General features: G+C 29.8%; 20 protein-coding genes and 1 other RNA gene. 10 read left to right on the forward strand and 11 right to left on the reverse strand.

Annotated features, from left to right (window positions below):
* Positions 1-24: 24 nt before the first annotated feature.
* From Q0L44_RS08615 to ffs, 5 genes are all read right to left on the reverse strand, one after another.
* Positions 25-447 (reverse strand): DNA-binding protein, encoded by a 423-nt coding sequence (locus tag Q0L44_RS08615; RefSeq protein WP_296637554.1) that lies wholly within the window; start codon positions 445-447, stop codon positions 25-27.
* Positions 447-2,105 carry a 2-succinyl-5-enolpyruvyl-6-hydroxy-3-cyclohexene-1-carboxylic-acid synthase gene (gene menD, locus Q0L44_RS08620; RefSeq protein WP_296637556.1) on the reverse strand — a complete coding sequence of 553 codons (1,659 nt, stop codon included), beginning with the start codon at positions 2,103-2,105 and terminating at the stop codon, positions 447-449. Before menD ends, Q0L44_RS08615 begins: the two co-directional genes overlap by 1 nt.
* 118 nt (positions 2,106-2,223) lie before the next feature.
* Positions 2,224-2,877 (reverse strand): fructose-6-phosphate aldolase, encoded by a 654-nt coding sequence (gene fsa / locus Q0L44_RS08625; protein ID WP_296637557.1) that lies wholly within the window; start codon positions 2,875-2,877, stop codon positions 2,224-2,226.
* A gap of 247 nt (positions 2,878-3,124) precedes the next feature.
* The gene (locus Q0L44_RS08630) at positions 3,125-3,928 is read right to left on the reverse strand and encodes an SDR family oxidoreductase (RefSeq protein ID WP_296637559.1); all 804 of its coding nucleotides are present in this window, start codon (positions 3,926-3,928) and stop codon (positions 3,125-3,127) included.
* A 50-nt stretch (positions 3,929-3,978) separates the two neighbouring features.
* An RNA gene (gene ffs, locus Q0L44_RS08635) (signal recognition particle sRNA small type) lies at positions 3,979-4,077 on the reverse strand.
* A gap of 172 nt (positions 4,078-4,249) precedes the next feature.
* On the opposite strand from ffs, the gene Q0L44_RS08640 reads away from it, so the two are divergent.
* From Q0L44_RS08640 to Q0L44_RS08655, 4 genes are all read left to right on the forward strand, one after another.
* Positions 4,250-4,777, forward strand: a complete 528-nt coding sequence (locus Q0L44_RS08640; protein ID WP_296637561.1) for a DUF4199 domain-containing protein — start codon at positions 4,250-4,252, stop codon at positions 4,775-4,777.
* A gap of 67 nt (positions 4,778-4,844) precedes the next feature.
* The gene (locus Q0L44_RS08645; RefSeq protein WP_296637563.1) at positions 4,845-5,801 is read left to right on the forward strand and encodes a glycosyltransferase family 2 protein; all 957 of its coding nucleotides are present in this window, start codon (positions 4,845-4,847) and stop codon (positions 5,799-5,801) included.
* A gap of 53 nt (positions 5,802-5,854) precedes the next feature.
* Complete coding sequence (locus Q0L44_RS08650) at positions 5,855-7,570, forward strand: phospho-sugar mutase (protein ID WP_296637564.1); 1,716 nt, start codon at positions 5,855-5,857, stop codon at positions 7,568-7,570.
* Positions 7,570-9,399, forward strand: coding sequence for an ABC transporter ATP-binding protein (locus Q0L44_RS08655; RefSeq protein WP_296637566.1), 1,830 nt, complete (start codon positions 7,570-7,572; stop codon positions 9,397-9,399). The genes Q0L44_RS08650 and Q0L44_RS08655 overlap by 1 nt, the downstream gene beginning before the upstream one ends.
* Here the strand turns inward: Q0L44_RS08655 and Q0L44_RS08660 are convergent.
* The 4 genes from Q0L44_RS08660 to Q0L44_RS08675 form a co-directional block, all read right to left on the reverse strand.
* Positions 9,391-10,803 carry an HD domain-containing protein gene (locus Q0L44_RS08660; protein WP_296637567.1) on the reverse strand — a complete coding sequence of 471 codons (1,413 nt, stop codon included), beginning with the start codon at positions 10,801-10,803 and terminating at the stop codon, positions 9,391-9,393. The genes Q0L44_RS08655 and Q0L44_RS08660 overlap by 9 nt on opposite strands.
* An 84-nt stretch (positions 10,804-10,887) precedes the next feature.
* Positions 10,888-11,871, reverse strand: coding sequence for a Stealth CR1 domain-containing protein (locus Q0L44_RS08665; RefSeq protein WP_296637569.1), 984 nt, complete (start codon positions 11,869-11,871; stop codon positions 10,888-10,890).
* Positions 11,872-12,621 carry a glycosyltransferase family 2 protein gene (locus tag Q0L44_RS08670; RefSeq protein WP_296637570.1) on the reverse strand — a complete coding sequence of 250 codons (750 nt, stop codon included), beginning with the start codon at positions 12,619-12,621 and terminating at the stop codon, positions 11,872-11,874. It lies immediately after the preceding gene.
* A gap of 14 nt (positions 12,622-12,635) precedes the next feature.
* On the reverse strand, positions 12,636-13,451 hold the full coding sequence (locus tag Q0L44_RS08675; RefSeq protein ID WP_296637572.1) for a 2,3,4,5-tetrahydropyridine-2,6-dicarboxylate N-succinyltransferase: 816 nt from the start codon (positions 13,449-13,451) through the stop codon (positions 12,636-12,638).
* Between the two features lie 188 nt (positions 13,452-13,639).
* Here Q0L44_RS08675 and ruvX point away from each other — a divergent pair, with 188 nt between their 5' ends.
* From ruvX to Q0L44_RS08705, 6 genes are all read left to right on the forward strand, one after another.
* Entirely contained in the window at positions 13,640-14,050 is a 411-nt protein-coding gene (ruvX, locus tag Q0L44_RS08680; RefSeq protein ID WP_296637574.1) for a Holliday junction resolvase RuvX, read from the forward strand.
* A gap of 80 nt (positions 14,051-14,130) precedes the next feature.
* Positions 14,131-14,721: a peptide deformylase gene (gene def, locus Q0L44_RS08685; RefSeq protein ID WP_296637575.1), complete on the forward strand. Its 591-nt coding sequence runs from the start codon at positions 14,131-14,133 to the stop codon at positions 14,719-14,721.
* Between the two features lie 28 nt (positions 14,722-14,749).
* Positions 14,750-15,169: a DUF5606 domain-containing protein gene (locus Q0L44_RS08690; RefSeq protein WP_296637577.1), complete on the forward strand. Its 420-nt coding sequence runs from the start codon at positions 14,750-14,752 to the stop codon at positions 15,167-15,169.
* A gap of 48 nt (positions 15,170-15,217) precedes the next feature.
* On the forward strand, positions 15,218-15,997 hold the full coding sequence (gene mazG, locus Q0L44_RS08695; protein ID WP_296637580.1) for a nucleoside triphosphate pyrophosphohydrolase: 780 nt from the start codon (positions 15,218-15,220) through the stop codon (positions 15,995-15,997).
* Between the two features lie 68 nt (positions 15,998-16,065).
* Positions 16,066-16,425: a hypothetical protein gene (locus Q0L44_RS08700; RefSeq protein ID WP_296637581.1), complete on the forward strand. Its 360-nt coding sequence runs from the start codon at positions 16,066-16,068 to the stop codon at positions 16,423-16,425.
* Entirely contained in the window at positions 16,400-16,567 is a 168-nt protein-coding gene (locus Q0L44_RS08705; RefSeq protein WP_296637583.1) for a nuclear transport factor 2 family protein, read from the forward strand. The genes Q0L44_RS08700 and Q0L44_RS08705 overlap by 26 nt, the downstream gene beginning before the upstream one ends.
* A gap of 3 nt (positions 16,568-16,570) precedes the next feature.
* Here the strand turns inward: Q0L44_RS08705 and Q0L44_RS08710 are convergent, their stop codons facing one another.
* Entirely contained in the window at positions 16,571-17,014 is a 444-nt protein-coding gene (locus tag Q0L44_RS08710; protein WP_296637584.1) for a hypothetical protein, read from the reverse strand.
* Positions 17,015-17,310: 296 nt separating this feature from the next.
* On the reverse strand, positions 17,311-19,764 hold the full coding sequence (lon, locus tag Q0L44_RS08715; RefSeq protein ID WP_296637585.1) for an endopeptidase La: 2,454 nt from the start codon (positions 19,762-19,764) through the stop codon (positions 17,311-17,313).
* Between the last annotated feature and the right edge of the window lie 68 nt (positions 19,765-19,832).

The following is a 19,832-nucleotide window of genomic DNA, read 5'->3' on the forward strand; positions in this document are numbered from 1 at the left end:
TGAAGACTGAAAACTATAAACTGTTTACTTATTTAAAAGTTCAATCCTGTCTTCTTTAATTGCAATTCGTTTTTTTTTGTATAAACTTCCAACTGCCTTTTTAAAAGCCTTTTTACTCATTTTCATATGAAAACGAATTGAGTCTGGAGAACTTTTATCTGTAAGTAATAAAAATCCTTCTCTACTATCTTTTAATTTTTGTAATACTTTATCAACATCTGAATCAATAACATTTCTAAAACCTTGAGGCCTTAGAGAAACATCTATTTTTCCATCTTCTCTAATGTTTTTGATATAGCCAGTAACCTCCATATTTTCTTCTAATTGCTGAAAAACTTCACTTCTAAAAAGCAAACCATCAAACTCTTCATTTATTAAAACTGTGTAACCTAATCCTGTTTCAGTTTCAATAATTAACTGCACTTTATCTCCTTCTTGTAATTCCATTATTTGATATATTTAAAATATTCTTTTAAAACCTTATCATTCTCTAAACTTGGTGTAAAGATTTCTAAAATTTTAGGTTGATTTGATTCTTTATAAAAATGCTTTAATTCTTCTTGAACAGAAATTGTTGAAAATGCTTTTTGATACTCAAAATTATGCATTTTACACAAATGTTCTGCTGTTAAACAATGTGGTGTCTCAAAATACTGAGTAGCATTGGTTGTTTTTGGACCAGGAATAATTTTAAAAATTCCTCCTCCTGAATTATTTACTAAAATAATTCTAAAATTAGTTGGTATATTTTTATTCCATAAACCATTACTATCGTAGAAAAAACTTAAATCTCCAGTAATAAAAACGGTTTGTTTATCGCAAGCAAAAGCTGCTCCAATTGCAGCTGATGTACTACCATCTATACCACTTGTACCTCTGTTACAGAAAACCTCTAAAGTGTTGTCAATGGTAAACATTTGTCCATATCTAATAATAGCACTATTACTAAATTGCAACTGACTTTCTTTTGGAATACTTTCTAAAACTTGTTCAAATACTTTTAAGTCTGTATGCTCTATAATAGCCAAATACTCAGCATGCTTTTGTCTTCTTTGATCTCTAACAGCTAACCATTTGGGTTGATAATTACTCTGCTTCTTAGCAATGATACTATTAAACTTAGTAAAAAAATCAACAGGTTTGGTTTGTATAAACTCAGACAAGCAGAAAAATGTATTTGTTGCTTTCTTTTCATCAATATTCCAATGATGTTTTGGTTGATAATCTCTTAAGAATTTTTTAATCCTTTTAGAAACAATCATACCACCAAAAGTGATTAAAATATCTGGCTGTAACTCTTTAAATTGCTCCTCATCCAAAGAAAAAATTAATTGATCTATTGCGTTTATTGCTTTAGAATGATGCAGGTTAGAAGTAGTTTCAGTAAGTAGAATCACAGATTCATCTTCAGAATACAAATCCATTAATTTGTGTAACTCAGTATCTGGATAATTAACCCCAATTACTAACATCTTTTTTTCTGCTGAGTTCCAAATTTTAGCCAATTCTGAATAATTAATATTAGAATTATCTAATGAACTACTGCTTATGTAAGGAAAATGAAAAGTACTTAATTCATCTACAGTTTCGTACAAAGGTTCATTAAAAGGAACATTTATATGTACAGGACCTTTATTGGAATTTGCCAATTGCAAAGCCTCACCAATTAATTGTGCATTTCTGGTTTTAAACTTGGGATTCTCTATTAGATTTGCTGAAAATAAAATATGGTTTTCAAACACATTTTCCTGACGGATTGTTTGACCATCTCCGATATCTATTAAATGCTTTGGTCTATCTGCAGAAATTACAACTAAAGGGATATTGCTATAAAAAGCCTCTGAAATTGCTGGATAATAATTTAGTAATGCAGAACCAGAAGTACACAAAACAGCCACTGGCTTTTGCGTTTGTTGTGCTATACCTAAAGCAAAAAAAGCAGCACACCTTTCATCTACAATACTTAAAGTTTCTATTTCTGGATGATTAGAAAAACCAATCGTTAAAGGTGCATTCCTAGAACCGGGAGAAATAACAACTGTATCAACATTAAATTGCTGACAGGCTGCGATTACTAATTGTGCAAGTTCTTTTTTTGGATACATAAAAATCAATAGAGATTTAAATGCAAAGTTACGAAGAGATAAATATTTAAAAGCAAAAAAAGCCAGAAACTAAAAGTATTTTAATTTCTGACTTGCTTTAAAAAATATTGTTGCGGATTTAGTTTCCTTTATTAAAATCTGCTAAAAATTTAGCCAAACCAATATCTGTTAATGGGTGCTTTAATAAACCTTCAATAGCACTTAAAGGCCCAGTCATAACATCTGCACCAATTTTAGCACAATCAATAACATGCATCGTGTGTCTTACAGAGGCTGCTAAAATTTCCGTTTCAAAACCATAATTATTATAAATAGTTCTGATTTCTGCAATTAGGTTTAAACCATCTGTAGAAATATCATCTAATCTACCAATAAAAGGAGATACATAAGTTGCACCTGCTTTGGCTGCCAATAAAGCTTGCCCAGCAGAAAAAACCAAAGTTACATTTGTTTTAATTCCTTTTGATGAGAAATACTTACACGCTTTAATTCCATCTTTAATCATAGGTAATTTTACTACAATCTGAGGATTTAAAGCTGCTAATGCTTCACCTTCTTCAACCATTCCATCAAAATCTGTAGAAATAACCTCTGCAGAAACATCTCCATCTACTAACTCACAAATTGCTTTATAATGATTTATGATATTATCTTGACCAGTAATACCTTCTTTAGCCATTAATGATGGGTTAGTTGTTACACCATCTAAAACACCTAAAGCTTGTGCTTCTTTAATCTGCTCTAAATTAGCAGTATCTACGAAAAATTTCATGCTTTGAAAATTAAATTTATTTTTGTCAAAGATAAAAAACTAAGCTTTGTTTAGTAATTTAATATGATAAAATTTATACTTTTTAAAAAATGACCTAAAAGATTACTTTATTGTTAGTCTTTCTATAAATGGAAAAATTTATTATAGATGGATAGCGTTTTATATAAATACAGCTTCTTGTAATAGTGGAGCAACAGCTTTACATTTTAACACTGTTGAAAACGAGCATGTTTACGTTAACTAAAAACTAAAGGTTATAATGATTCATTAATAATCTTTGATAAATAGTGTCAGGAAGTATTCGTTTTAAAACAATTGAAAAACGTTGCATAAAACTTCCTACTTTATAATGGATTTTTGGTTTTTTTGTATTTATGATTTTAAAAACCGTTTTTGCCATTTGTATAGGATCCATTCCTTCGCTAACATGCGCATCCATTAAATCTAAATTTGCTTGATATTTTTCTTTATAAGCAGAAGTTTCAAAAACAGGAGTATGATATCTTCCTGCAGCAATATTAGTGGCAAAATCTCCAGGCGCTACATTTACAGCATGAATACCAAATTCTTTAACCTCCATACTTACCGCTTCTGTAACAGTTTCCAATGCCCCTTTTGAGGCTGAATATAAACCTCTAAAAGGCAAGCCCATATAGCCACCAATAGAAGTGATATTGATTATTAAACCCAATCTCTGTGAACGCATTTGCGGTAAAACAGCCTTCATAACATCTATAGCACCAAATAAATTTGTATTAAAAACAGCCTTCATTTCTTCTGTTGGTGTATCTTCAACAGGGCCAGTAATGCCCATACCTGCATTATTTACAAGTACATCTAACCTTCCTTCTTTATCTAAAATAGTAGTTATCGCTTTATCTATAGACGCTGAGTTTAAAACATCTAAAGAAATAAGTTGAAAAGAAAGTTGATTTGTGTTTTTTGGCTTTCTGCTTGTACCATATACAATACATCCCTTTTTATGTAAATAAGAAGCTATTGCTTTTCCTATTCCCGATGATGCTCCTGTCACTAATACTACTTTAAACATATATTTTATTTAAAAAATCAATATTACAAAATCTAAATTTAGGGTACAAAAAATGGCAAGCTACCTACATCACACTGCTACAACCTAATACCCTTGCTGTGTTCCCACCCTGGGGGATTCAAAGGGAGCTAGTTGTGTAGAACTTGCCACTGCAAATTTACATTCTATTTTTAAAATGACAATTAAAAAAAATTAAAAATTTTGTAACATTTATAATACATTGATTACTAATAAACTGTTTTTGTTCACCTAATAGACATAAAAACATATCATCTTAAAGAAATTAATATATTTGTCAAATATCAACTAAATATAAAAACAATGGAAAATCAAGCAAGTAGCAAAAATATTATTTTAAATAACGGTCTGTATTATGGAGTCGCAACAATATTAGCGAGTCTAATTGTATATGCTTTAGGAATACATTTAGATCCTACAGGAGGCTATATTAATTTCGCAGTTATTGCTATAACACTAATTGCATTTCCAATTATTGGAATGTCTACATTTAAAAAGAATAACGGAGGCTTTATGACTTGGGGACAAGGAGTAAAAATTGGTGTAGGTATTATTATGATTGGAGCTTTAATTGGAATTTTATACCAACACTTATTTACTGGATTTATTGAACCAGAATTTTATGCTCAGGTAGAAGAAATTACTAGAAAAGGCCTTTTTGATGCAGGTATGACTGAAGAGCAAATTAATACGCAAATTGAAATGCAAAGTAAATTTCAAGGCACTATTATTGGAGATGCTATTGGCTTATTATTTATGGCATTTATAGGTTTTGTAGTTTCTGCTATTGTTGCGGCTGTAAAAAAACACACAGAAGAAGAAACATATTAATTCTTAAGAAACACCTGTTTTTAAGATACTTTATTAACTTTACATTTGGTAACTAGATAAAAGTAATATGGAAATTTCGGTAGTAATACCACTTCTTAATGAAGAAGAATCTTTACAAGAATTACATGATTGGATTGCAAATATTATGCAATCCAATCATTATTTATATGAAATTATCTTTATAGATGACGGTAGTACAGACACTTCTTGGAAAAAAATTGAAGATTTATCTGAAAAAAACACCTCAGTAAAAGGAATTCGATTTCAGAAAAACTATGGAAAATCTCAAGCATTAGACGCTGGGTTTGAATTAGCACAAGGTAAAGTTGTAATTACAATGGATGCTGACCTACAAGATAATCCAGAAGAAATTCCTGAATTATACGAATTAATAATTAATGAAAATTTTGATCTCATCTCTGGGTGGAAAAAGAAACGTTATGATAACGTTGTTGCCAAAAACTTACCTTCTAAATTATTTAATGCGGCAGCAAGAAAAACATCTGGATTAAAACTTCACGATTTTAATTGTGGTTTAAAAGCCTACAAAAATGAAGTAATAAAAAGCATTAAGGTAAGTGGTGAGATGCATAGGTACATTCCTGTTTTAGCAAAAAATGAGGGCTACTCTAAAATTGGAGAAAAGGTAGTGCAACATCAAGCAAGAAAATACGGAGAAACTAAGTTTGGTATGGACCGTTTCATTAATGGGTTTTTAGATTTAATTACCATTTCATTTCTATCTAAATTTGGTAAAAGACCCATGCATTTCTTTGGTCTTTGGGGTACTTTTATGTTCTTATTTGGAACTTCTGTAGCATTTTATATTGGCGCTTTTAAAATGTACAAAGTTTTTAATGACATTAAAACTATACTTGTTACAGACAACCCTTGGTTTTATATAGCACTTACCTCTATGATTCTTGGAACTTTACTTTTTTTATCAGGATTTTTAGGAGAACTTATTATCAAAACAAAAAACAACGAAAAACACTATACAATAAAAGAAAAACTAAATTTCTAACTGTATATTTGTTATTAATCGATTACATAAAAAAAGCATTTAACACTTAACTTATGGAAGACTTTTTAAGCAAAGCTAAACAATGGTTAACCCCTACTTTTGATTCAGAAACACAATCAGAAATTCAAAATTTAATCGCTTCTAATCAAGCAGAATTAGCAGATCGTTTCTATAAAGATATGGAATTTGGTACTGGGGGTATGAGAGGTGTTATGGGAGCAGGCACAAACAGAATTAATAAATATACTTTAGGTAGAGCTACTCAGGGTTTATCTAACTACCTAATAGACAACATCTCTAAAGAAGAAATTAAAGTAGTTATTGCTTACGATTGCAGACACAATAGTAAAAAATTCGCTAAAATTGTAGCGGACGTATTATCTGCAAATAATATTAAAGTATTTCTTTTCGAAGATTTAAGACCAACTCCAGAACTATCATTTGCAGTTCGGTATTTAAATTGTGATGCAGGTATTGTATTAACAGCATCTCATAACCCTCCTGAATATAATGGCTACAAAGTATATTGGGGAGATGGTGGCCAAATTGTTCCTCCACATGATAGCGGTATAATTGGTAAAGTAAATGCTTTAAATTTTTCTGAAATAAATTTTGATGCTAACGAAAATTTAATTGAAGTTATAGGTAAAAACGTAGATGATGTTTTTATTGAAGCTTCTGTAAAAAACGGTTCTTTATCAGAAAAAATAGATAGAAATAGTTTAAAAATTGTTTTTACACCTCTACACGGAACATCAATTATGTCTATACCAGATGCTTTAAAAAGCGCAGGTTATACAGACGTTCATATTGTTGAAGAGCAACGTAAGCCAAATGGAGATTTTCCAACTGTAAAATCACCAAATCCAGAAGAACCAGAAGCATTACAAATGGCTACACAATTAGCCAATAATATAGGAGCAGATATTGTAATAGGAACAGACCCAGATGGTGACAGATTAGGAGTTGCCGTTAGAGATTTAAGTGGTAATATGAAGTTATTGAATGGTAACCAAACTATGGTTGTTATGACAGATTTCTTATTAAGAAAATGGAAAGAAGAAAGTAAGATTAATGGTAAACAATTTATAGGATCTACAATTGTATCTACTGAATTAGTAAACAAAATTGCAGCTAATTATAATGTTGAAACTAAAGTTGGTTTAACAGGGTTTAAATGGATTGCAAAAATGGTGGTAGATTATCATGAGTTAGATTTTATTGGTGGTGGAGAAGAAAGTTTTGGATACATGGTTGGAGACTTTGTAAGAGATAAAGATGCTGTTACAGCAACTTTATTAGCTTGTGAAGTTGCAGCGTACGCAAAACAAAATGGAAGTTCATTTTATCAGGAATTACTTAAACTATACGCAGAGAATGGTTTTTACAAAGAGCATTTAATTTCAATCACCAAAAAAGGGATGGATGGTGCTGCAGAAATACAAGAAATGTTAAGTGAAATGAGAAACAAACCATTAACTGAAATTGATGGAGAAAAGATTGAATTTCTGTCCGATTATCAAGCATCAACAAAAAAGAATTTAATAACTGGAGAGGTTACTAGAATGAATATACCTAAATCTAACGTCCTTATTTATCAAACCGTATCTGGAGCTAGAATTGCAGCTAGGCCGAGTGGAACAGAGCCTAAAATAAAATTTTACTTTAGTGTGAATACTTCTTTAGATAAAGTTGAAAATGCAGAAAAAGTTGAAAGCGAATTAGATAATAAAATACAAAGAATCATTAAAGAGATGAAATTGAATTAATGGGTTATTTTAAAGATATTCTTAAATACGAGAAAAAGTATAGAAAATTTACACTGCTAAACGTAGTTTTTAATATTTTTTATGCAATTTTTAATGTTCTTTCTGTATTAGCTTTTATTCCTGTTTTAGGTATTTTATTTGAAACAGATAAAGAAGTTGTACTAAAACCTACTTACAACGGTATTAGTAATTTTGGCTCTTATTTAAAAGAAAGTTTTTATTTTTTCATTTCAGAAAAAATAGAAAATGACGGTCAAATACAAACCCTTTTATTCATTTGTTTACTATCACTATCATTATTCTTTTTAAAAAATTTCTTTAGGTATTTAGCCTCTTACGTAATTACGTTTTTAAGAACAGGTATTGTAAAAGATCTTAGAGATAAGTTATACCACAAAATCGTAGAATTGCCTATCTCTTATTTCACTGAAAAAAGAAAAGGAGATATTATTGCCAGAATGACTGCAGATGTACAAGAAGTAGAAATCTCTATTTTAACCTCTATAGAAACTATTGTTAGAGAACCTTTAACCGTAATTATTGCAATATCTATTATGCTGTTTATGAGTGTAAAACTTACACTCTTTGTCTTTATATTACTGCCTGTATCTGGCTTTATTATTTCATCTATTAGTAAAAAATTAAAAGCTAAATCTATAAAAGCACAACAAGAAACAGGTACATTTTTATCGTTTATCGAAGAAACACTATCTGGCTTAAGAGTAATTAAGGGTTTTAATTCAGAAAAAATTATTGAAGAAAAATTCAATTCATCTACTAGTACTTTTAAAAATTTAATGACGAGTGTTTTTCATAGGCAAACACTAGCGTCACCAATGAGTGAGTTTCTAGGCTCTGCTACAATTATAGCAATTTTGTGGTTTGGAGGTAGAGAAGTTTTATCTAATACTAGTTCTTTACAACCAGATGAATTTATGGGATATATTGTTTTGTTCTATACAGTTTTAAACCCTATTAAATTAATAACAACATCTTACTATAATATTCAAAAAGGAGAAGCTTCTGCAGAACGAATTATGCAAGTTCTTAACACAGAAAACCACATTAAGGATAAACCAAATGCTACTATAAAAAGTGAATTTAAAAGTAAAATTGAGTTTAAAAACATCTCTTTTAAATATAAAAAAGATTATGTTTTAAAAGATTTTTCTTTAACTATTAATAAAGGAGAAACCGTTGCTTTGGTTGGTCAGTCAGGAAGTGGAAAGTCTACTTTAGCCAATTTAATTACACGTTTTTATGATGTAAATTCAGGTGATATTCTCATTGATGAAGAAAGTATTAAAAATATTACTAAAAAATCGTTAAGAGACTTAATGGGTATTGTAACTCAAGAATCAATTTTATTTAACGATACTGTAGAAAATAACATAAAACTAGGCACAGAAAATGCGAGCAATGACAAAATTTTGGAAGCTTCTGAAATTGCAAATGCAAATGAATTCATCCAAAATCTACCAGAAAAATTTCAGACAAATATTGGTGATAGTGGAGGTACTTTATCTGGAGGTCAAAAACAACGGTTATCTATAGCAAGAGCTGTATTAAAAAATCCTCCAATTATGATATTGGATGAAGCAACTTCTGCTTTAGATACAGAGTCTGAACAATTAGTTCAAGTAGCTTTAGAAAACATGATGCAAAACAGAACGTCTCTAGTTATTGCACACAGATTATCTACCATTCAAAAAGCAGACACAATAGTCGTTATGAAAAAAGGACAAATTGTAGAACAAGGAAAACATGAGGAATTACTTGAAAGAAAAGGAGAGTATTTTAAATTGGTTAATATGCAATCTTTAAGCTAATTTTAGCCCTAAATCTAAACCTTTTTGAATCATAAAATTATAAGAAGCTTTATGATCATTAGAGATTTCCCCATCTAAAATAGCTTCTTTTATAGCTTCCTTTATTTGACCTATTTCTCTACAAGGAGTCAAATTAAATGCTTTCATAATTTCTTCCCCAGTAACTGGAGGTTGAAAGTTTCTGATACGATCTCTTTCTTCTACTTCTTTAATTTTGATTCTTACTAACTCGAAATTTTTATGGTATTTTTTAAATTTCCTTGGATTTTTCGTAGTAATATCTGCTTCACAAAGTGTCATTAAATCATTAATTTCGTCTCCCGCATCAAAAACCAAACGTCTTACAGCCGAATCTGTAACTTCGCTTGCCAATACAATAGGTCTTGAACTTAACAATACCATTTTCTGAACAAATTTCATTTTATTGTTCAATGGCATTTTTAATCTCTTAAAAATTTTATATACCATTTTAGAACCTACAAATTCATGAGCATGAAACGTCCATCCTACTTTTTTGCTAAAACGCTTTGTAGGTGCTTTTCCAATATCATGTAACAAAGCAGCCCAACGTAACCAAACATCTTCTGTAGTCCTCGAAATATTATCAACCACTTCTAGAGTATGATAGAAATTATCTTTGTGCTTTTGTCCTTCTACTTCCTCTACTCCTTTTAAAGCTATTAATTCTGGTAAAATTTGAGGCAATAATTTTGTGTTTTCAAGCAATAAAAAACCTATAGATGGTTCTAAGGAAGCCAATATTTTATTTAATTCTACTACAATACGTTCTTTTGTAATAATTTTGAGGCGATGGGAATTTTCAGAAATTGCGGTCAAAGAAGATGCTTCAATTTTAAAATTTAATTGCGTTGCAAAACGAATAGCACGCATCATTCTTAAAGGATCATCAGAATACGTAATATCAGGATTTAAAGGGGTCCTAATTGTCTTATCTGTTAAATCTTGAATACCATTAAAAGGGTCTAACAAATCTCCATAATTAGATTTATTTAAACTTAAAGCCAAAGCGTTTATCGTAAAATCTCTTCTATTTTGATCATCTTGTAAAGTACCTACAGAAACTTCTGGATTTCTACTTTCTTTTGAATACGATTCTTTTCTTGCGCCTACAAATTCAATTTCCAGATCTTTATAACGCAACATGGCTGTTCCATATGTTTTAAATACCTGAACTTTTGGTTTATTTGGTAAACGGTTAGAAACCTCTAATGCTAAATCAATACCACTTCCTACAGTAACAATATCTATATCTTTTGCATTACCTCTTTTTAACATAAAATCACGCACAAAACCACCAATAACATAGGTATTTGAACCAAGGTGGTTAACTGCCTGAGCAATAAACTTAAATATATCTGAAGATAACGCTTCTTTAAAATTCATTTTAGTATAGAAAAATGCAAATTTAGTTTTATTATAACGTTCAACAAAATTGAAACCACTAATTAATATGCTAAATAAGTTGCATTAGTTATATCTATTATGAAGCCATTTTTTTATGACTTCTAACTTATGGTTTGGGCATTGGTCTAGACTTTGAAGGCACAAAAACTTAATATTTTCATTCTTTTCAATTTTATTAAACTTATACATAAGCCACCACAAAGGTTTTTTATAATTTTGAAAATAGACTAACTGATAGTCTTTTTGATGTTTATAATGGTCTTTAACTATCTCTAAATGATTTGCTAAAGATTGATTAGTATATTGCTCATAATGTCTGAAACGATGTTTGATGTTTCTTTCTAACATTTCTGGATGATTGTTATAATAATCAGTATAGGTAGATTTTCTTAGGGCTGATACTGTATGATCTAACTTTACATATTTTTTAAAACCTAATATTTTCGCAATTGTCTGTTGTCCTTTTTTATAACCATAAAGTTTACTTTTATCTTTTTTACCTAAAAATTTGTATAAATAGTTTTGAACTTTTTTATACCAGATATCCTCGTAAAAACTTGTCCAACTTCCTCTGATAACTGGTTTTCCATCTATAAAAAAATCCTCTAATTTTGTTTTATTTGCTAAAAATAGGTCATCATTAAAATACAAAAAATGTTCCGCTAAATTTGGAATTTTATACAATAAAGACTCTATAGGTAAACAATTAAATGTTGGTAAATAATGATGATATCCTTTAAAAATTATTTTATGATCTACAATTGAAACTGTTGGATAATATTTGGAAGCAAACTCCTTATTCTTCAAAAAATCTGGAGTTTGATTGTCTGTAACAATAAAAATATTTCTAACAAACTTTGCATACTTTAAAATCGATTTTACTGAAAACTCTATTTCATTTATTTGATTAAAACGCATGTTTAAAGTCTTACTTTTTAAAGAAGATTTATCATTTAAATAGTGTTGTATTTTAGCTTTATGCTTAGGGTCATTCCCATCTACCCAAGTAATAACAGCGTCTACAATATGATCTGATTTTTGTACCATTTACTTATTAATTTTATTTAAAAGTCTTAGTTTTTGATACCTTACAGATACACCATACGCTTGCAATTTCGCAAAAACAAAACCTTGATAACCATCTAAAAAGCCTAATCTAACTATATAATGAATAAAAAATCGAGCTATAGGTTTTATATAAAAATGGAACGCATTTATTTTTTTTCCAGATAAAAAATATTCTTGAGCTCTAAGTGAACCATAATGATTCATTTTAGAAATATAATGTTTGTAACTTCTATACGAATAGTGCTCAATTTTATATTTAAAAATACCAAGATCTCCCTTTGCTTCAATTATTTCATGAACAGTACCTTTATAGTTACAAAACTCTTTTAAAAATAAACGAACCACTTTGTCTCTCTGACAACCTCCGTACTTTAAATTTTTTCCAGCAAAATAAAAACTTCTTTTTATATAAAAACCAACTTTACCTTTTGGTTTTTTTACAGCTTTTAAAATTTCTTTCACAACTTTTAAAGGTACCCTTTCATCTGCATCTAATATATATATCCATGGATGCTTGGCTTGTTGAATGGCAAAGTTCTTTTGAGAAGAAAAATCATCAAACTTTCGCTTGATGATTTTTACATTTTGTTTTTCTGCAAGCTGAACAGTATTGTCTGAACTGTAAGAATCTATGACAATTATTTCATCTGCGAAATTAACAGACTCAATAGCTGTTTCAATATGAATTTCTTCATTTAAAGTGGGTATAATAGCAGTAATTTTCGTCATACATTGTTTGATATCTACACAGCTACATCATACTCACGCAAAGCATCATTTAAAGATGTTTTTTTATTAGTACTCTCTTTTCTTTTTCCAATAATTAAGGCACAAGGCACATTGTATTCTCCTGCAGCAAACTTTTTCGTATAACTTCCTGGAATTACGACAGATCTTGCAGGTACAACTCCTTTAGTTTCAATAGGCTCATCTCCTGTAACATCTATTATTTTTGTACTCATTGTAAGAACAACATTAGCTCCTAATACAGCTTCCTTTTCTACCCTTACTCCTTCTACAACTATACATCTAGAACCTATAAATGCTCCGTCTTCTATAATTACAGGTGCAGCTTGTAATGGCTCTAAAACACCACCAATACCAACTCCACCAGATAAATGTACATTTTTACCAATTTGCGCACAAGAACCAACAGTAGCCCAAGTATCAACCATAGTTCCTTCATCTACATAAGCACCAATATTTACATAACTTGGCATTAAAATAGTCCCTGCAGAAATGAAAGCTCCATGTCTTGCAACAGCGTTTGGTACAACTCTAATTCCTCTTTCAGCAAAGTTTTTCTTTAATGGAATTTTATCATGATACTCAAAAATACCAGCTTCTAAAGTTTCCATTTTCTGAATTGGGAAATACAAAACCACTGCTTTTTTAACCCATTCGTTTACTTGCCATCCTCCTTCTACAGGCTCCGCAACTCTTAATTCTCCTTTATCTAATAAATCAACTACTTTTCTAATTGTATTTATCGTATTTTGTTCTTTTAATAAATCACGATTTTCCCAAGCTGATTCTATTATTTCTCTAATTTGTTTCATTTTTATATATTGGTTTCTGCAAATATAAATCGATTACTAAATAAGAGAACGAATATACATTTTTTAAACATATTAGTAATCTTTGTTTAAAATGATAAGTCCTTAACTCTACAACTAATACAAAATGATGTCTAGAATACGTAATCAATTAAAATTTAAACTATATTTTTGCAAGAAAAGTATATAACTTGGGAAGAATTTTAGCTTTAGATTTTGGAAAAGTAAGAACTGGAGTTGCTGTAACAGATGAATTACAAATTATTGCGTCTGGATTAAAAACAGTAGCAACAAATGAATTGTTACCTTTTTTAAAAAGCTACCTAAAACAAGAAAATGTAGTACTTATTCTATTAGGTAAACCAAAACAAATGGACAATACTGAAAGTGAAAGTGAAGAACTAATTCAACCTTTTTTAGAAAAATTACAAAAAAACTTTCCTGAGATTCCTATTAAAAGAGTGGATGAGCGTTTTACATCAAAAATAGCTTTTCAAACTATGATTGATAGTGGTTTAAAGAAAAAACAACGAAGAAACAAGGCTTTGGTAGACGAAATTAGTGCTACCATTATATTACAATCCTATTTGTACAATCTATAATATAAAAGAGAACTTTTGAATACAAAATTCGTAATTCGTAATTCAATATTGTATTTTTGCTGACCTTAAAATTAAAAAAAATGATTTTACCAATTGTTGCTTATGGAGATCCTGTTTTGAGAAAAATGGGGGTAGAAATAGATAAAGACTACCCTAATTTAAAGGAGCTTATTGCTAATATGAAAGAAACCATGTATAACGCTTCTGGAGTTGGCTTAGCTGCTCCTCAAATTGGTAAAGCCATTCGTCTTTTTGTTATTGACGCATCACCTTTTGCAGAAGATGAAGATTTAGATGATGAAGAAAAAGCAACATTAAAAGCATTTAATAGAGTTTATATTAATCCAAAAATTCTTGACGAAGAAGGTGAAGAATGGACGTTTAATGAAGGTTGTTTAAGCATACCAGATGTTAGAGAAGAGGTAACTCGTAAACCAAGAGTTACGCTTGAATATCAGGATGAAGATTTTAATACACACTCTGAGGTTTTAGATGGTTTAGCAGCTAGAGTTTTTCAGCATGAGTATGATCATATAGAAGGTGTTTTATTTACTGATAATGTTTCTTCTCTTAAAAAAAGATTGATTAAAAGAAAGTTAGAAAATATATCTAAAGGAAAAATTAGAGCAGATTATAAAATGCGTTTTCCAAATTTAAAGAAAAAAAAATAAAGTCGATTCTAGACAAAAAAATATTTATATGGAATTTAGTAAAATCATTTCAGTAGGAGGTAAACCTGGGTTGTTTAAAGTAATATCTCAATCTAAAAATGCAATTATTGTTCAAGGTATAAACGATACTAAAAGAGTTGCAATTAACGCTACTCAAAATGTTAGTTTATTAGAAAATATTGCAATTTATACTTATGAGGAAGATTTACCTTTATTAGAAGTTTTTAAAGCAATGTCTGAAAAAACAAATGGTGAAAAAGTAATTTCTCACAAAGAAAGTGGCAACAAATTAACAAGCTTTTTTGCAGAAGTTTTACCAAATTATGATGATGAAAGAGTATACACATCTAACATCAAAAAAATAATTCAGTGGTTTAATATCTTAATAGATGCAGGAATAGATTTTTCTGCAGTAACTGAAGAAAACACTGCCAAAGAGGCTGAATAAATCTTCAATAAAATGGTAAGTGTACTTGCCCTAAATTAAGTTTGTAAAATGAATTCTAGAAAAGAACAACTTGCTGCATTTAATCGTCTTTTAGATATTATGGATGATTTACGTGAGAAATGTCCTTGGGATAAAAAACAAACTTTAGAAAGCCTAAGACACCTAACCATAGAAGAAACCTATGAGTTGGCAGATGCCATTCTTGATAATGATTTACCAGAAATCAAAAAAGAATTGGGAGATGTTTTATTACATATTGTTTTCTACTCAAAAATTGGAAGCGAAAAAAAGGCTTTTGATATAGCTGATGTTGCCAATAGTATTTCTGACAAATTAATAGACAGACATCCTCATATTTATGGCGATGTTAAAGTTGATAATGAAGAAGATGTAAAGCGAAATTGGGAACAGCTAAAACTTAAAGAAGGAAAAAACTCTGTTTTAGAAGGTGTACCTAAAAGTTTACCTGCAGTTGTAAAAGCAAATCGCATACAAGATAAAGTAGCTGGAGTTGGTTTTGATTGGGAAAAACCAGAACAAGTCTGGGAAAAAGTACAAGAAGAGCTTACTGAGCTGAATGAAGAAATTAAAGTAGGTAATAATGAAAACATAGAAAAAGAATTTGGAGATGTACTTTTCTCTATGATTAACTATGCTCGTTTTATAAACGTAAATCCAGAAAATGCTTTAGAGAAAACGAATAAGAAGTTTATTAATCGTTTTCAATACCTAGAAGAAGCTGCTAAAAAAGAAGGCAAAAATTTATCTGAAATGTCTTTAACTGAAATGGATGTTTATTGGGAAGCTTCAAAGAAACACTTTTCTTAGTTCACTTATATTCAGTTTTTTATTGTGCTATTTTTTTTATCTTTAACAAGATGAAAAATAAGACCAACATGAAATTAAGCAGAATCATAGTACTACTTGCTGTAATTTTAATATTCTCTTTAACCACTTCTTGCATTGTAAGTAACAGCAAAGAAAATACATTCGTAGAGAAAAAATACAATCAAGAAGATTATGGCAATGTTGAAGCAGCTATTTTAGATTATGTTGAAGCTTTATATCTGGTAGATTCTTCACGAATCATAAAAAGTGTAGACCCTAAATTAAGAAAGGTTGGCTACTATTATAATCCTAGCAAAAAAGCTTATGTAGACAATCTAGAAATGACACACAAACAATTAGTTAGATTGGCTGCAAGATGGAATTCAGAATCTAATCAAGCTAATGAAAATTCACCTAAAAAAAATTGAAATTTTTGATGTAAATTCCAAGACAGCTTCAGCAAAACTGACTGCAATTTGGGGTATAGATTTGTTTCATTTAGCCAAAGTTGATAATCAATGGAAGATTGTAAATGTTATTTGGCAAAGTCAACCAGAAAGAAAAGAATAATAGTTATTTTTTTTCTAAACCATACTCGCCAGATAGCGATCTTATAGATCTTTTACTAGATATTAGTTTTGATAAAAAAACTATAAAATCCATCACAAAATTGTTCTGAGAATATTTAAAAAAGCGTTCTTGAGATCTTTTTGAGCGTTTGTAATTTTTAGAAAACCTATTTTTCCACAACACTTCATATTCTTTTAAGTGCTCTAAATTTTTTGATTTTAAAGTTTTTATAATTGCTTTACTAGCCATAATTACAGATTCGAAAATAAACTTATACCCCTCACCTACAATTGGGTTAACTTGAGATATACTATCACCAACACAAACTAAATTCTGTACTACAAAATTTTCTAACACAGGAGTTATTGGTATGCTCCCTCCTTCTACTTTATCATTATCTTTTTCTACCAAATCCTTAATCATTGGTATTTCTAATATCTGATGCAATCTATTCTTTTAAATCTTTTACAATGTTCTCATCAAAAGTTCCAAAGCCAATAATAGCTCTATCATTTTTCAAAGGAAAAATCCAACCATAACCTCCTTGATACATTTCTCCTATTAGTAGAAAGATTTCCCTACAATTCCCTTTATATTTTACATTAAACCTGCTGTACCAGCACCTACAATAACAACATCAAAATTTTTCATAAAGTTTAAAAGTAGTTAAAAGCAAATACATTGACAAACTAATACTAAACGATAATTATAAAAAAAGCCTCCAAATTGGAGGCTTTTTTTAATTAGACTAATTTTTTAGCATTTTTCACTTTCTGCTTGGTAAGTGCAATGTCTAAAACTTGTTTCATTTCTGTTACATAATGAAAAGTTAAGCCTTTTAAATAGGTTTCTTTAATATCTAAAATATCTTTTCTATTTTCTTCACACAAAACAATCTCTTTAATATTTGCTCTTTTAGCAGCTAGTATTTTTTCTTTAATTCCACCAACAGGTAATACTTTACCACGTAAAGTAATTTCACCTGTCATTGCTAATTTATTCTTTACCTTTCGTTGTGTAAAAGAAGATACTAAAGAGGTTAACATCGTAATACCTGCACTTGGTCCATCTTTAGGAGTTGCTCCTTCAGGGACATGAATATGCATATTGTATTTTTCAATAATTTCTGGATTAATCCCAAATTCTTCTGCATTAGATTTTATATATTGTAAAGCTATAGTTGCAGATTCTTTCATTACAGTTCCTAAATTTCCTGTAATTGAAAGCGTTCCTTTACCTTTAGACAATATAGATTCAATAAAAAGAATATCACCCCCAACAGAAGTCCATGCTAAACCTGTAACAACTCCTGCCACATCATTATTTTCATATTTACCTCTATTTCTAGGCGTTCCTAAAATTTCTTCAATTTTATCTGATGAAACATTAATCTCATATTCTTCTTCTAAAGCTATAGATTTAGCTGCAAAACGCACCACTTTAGCTATTTGTTTTTCTAAACCACGAACACCAGATTCGCGAGTATAACCTTCTACAACTTGCTCTATTTGTTTTTTGCCTAACTTTAAATGTTTAGCAGTTAAACCGTGTTCTTTTAACTGTTTAGGTAATAAATGTCTTTTAGCTATTTCTACTTTTTCTTCAATAGTATACCCTGTAACATTTATAATTTCCATTCGATCTCTAAGTGCCCAAGGAATTTGACCTAAGTTATTTGCAGTTGCTATAAAAAGCACTTTAGATAAATCGTAGCCTACTTCTAAATAATTGTCATAAAATGCTGTATTTTGCTCAGGATCTAATACTTCTAACATAGCAGAAGATGGATCTCCTTGATGACTTTGCCCTAATTTATCAATTTCATCTAATACAAAAACAGGATTTGAAGTTTCCGCTTTTTTAAGGTTTTGAATTAACCTCCCGGGCATTGCACCAATATAGGTTTTTCTATGTCCTCTTATTTCTGCTTCATCTCTTAAACCTCCTAAAGACATTCTTACATATTTACGTCCTAAAGATTCCGCAACAGATTTACCTAAAGAAGTTTTACCAACTCCTGGAGGACCATACAAACAAATAATAGGAGATTTCATATCATTTCTTAACTTTAAAACTGCTAAGTATTCAATAATTCTCTCTTTAACCTTTTCCAAACCAAAATGATCTCTGTCTAAAACTTTAGTAGCGTGCTTTAAATCAAATTTATCTTCAGTGAAAATTCCCCAAGGCAATTCTAACATCAACTCTAGGTAACTTCTTTGAACACCATATTCAGCAGCTTGAGGATTCATTCTTTTTAAACGCGCTAACTCTTTATCAAACGTTTTTGCAATCTCTTTATTCCATTTTTTTGTTTTTGCTTGCTTACGCATTTCTTCTAATTCCTGATCATTAGAAACGCCACCAAGTTCTTCTTGAATGGTTTTTAATTGTTGATTTAAATAATATTCACGTTGTTGCTGATCTAAATCTTCTCTCGTTTTAGACTGAATATCGTTACGTAACTGTAATTTTTGAAGTTCTTTATTTAAGTTCTTTAACGTTAATAATGCACGTTCTTTTAAGTTGTCTTTTTCTAGAATAACTTGTTTTTGCATTACAGTTAAATCCATATTAGAAGCAATAAAATTGACTAAAAATGAATTCGATTGAATGTTCTTTATAGCAAAAGAGGCTTCACTTGGCAACACAGGGTTTTCTTTAATTACCTCTAAAGCCTGCTCTTTAATTGAATCTATAATTGCATCAAACTCTTTCTTATCCACAATATCTCTATCTTCTACAGCTTCTTTTACACTAGCTTTTAAATAAGGTTCCGTTTGCACTAATTCTCCTATTTCAAAGCGTTTTTTACCTTGAATAATAACTGTTGTATTTCCATCAGGCATTTTTAAAACCCTCAAAATTTGTGCTACAACTCCTGTAGTATGAATGTCTTTTAACGTTGGTATTTCTTCATCTTCATTGCGTTGAGCAACAACTCCAATGATTTTATTGCCTTTATTAGCATCTTTTATCAACTGAATGGATTTGTCCCTACCAGCAGTTATTGGAATTACAACACCAGGAAACAAAACGGTATTTCTTAATGGTAAAATTGGCAAAACTTCAGGTACGCTTTCTTTGTTGATAATTTCTTCATCTTCAGGCGTCATCAAAGGAATCAATTCTGAATCTTCATTCATCATATCCTGAAAAGACAAACTGTCTAACTTTATTATTTTAGATTTACTCATATGTTATATATATGTCATTCTGACATCATTGATATTACATACCAAAAGTCAAAACTCTATTTTAAATA

The organism is Polaribacter sp. (genome assembly GCF_024639685.1).
In the GTDB taxonomy this organism is placed as follows: Bacteria; Bacteroidota; Bacteroidia; order Flavobacteriales; family Flavobacteriaceae; genus Polaribacter.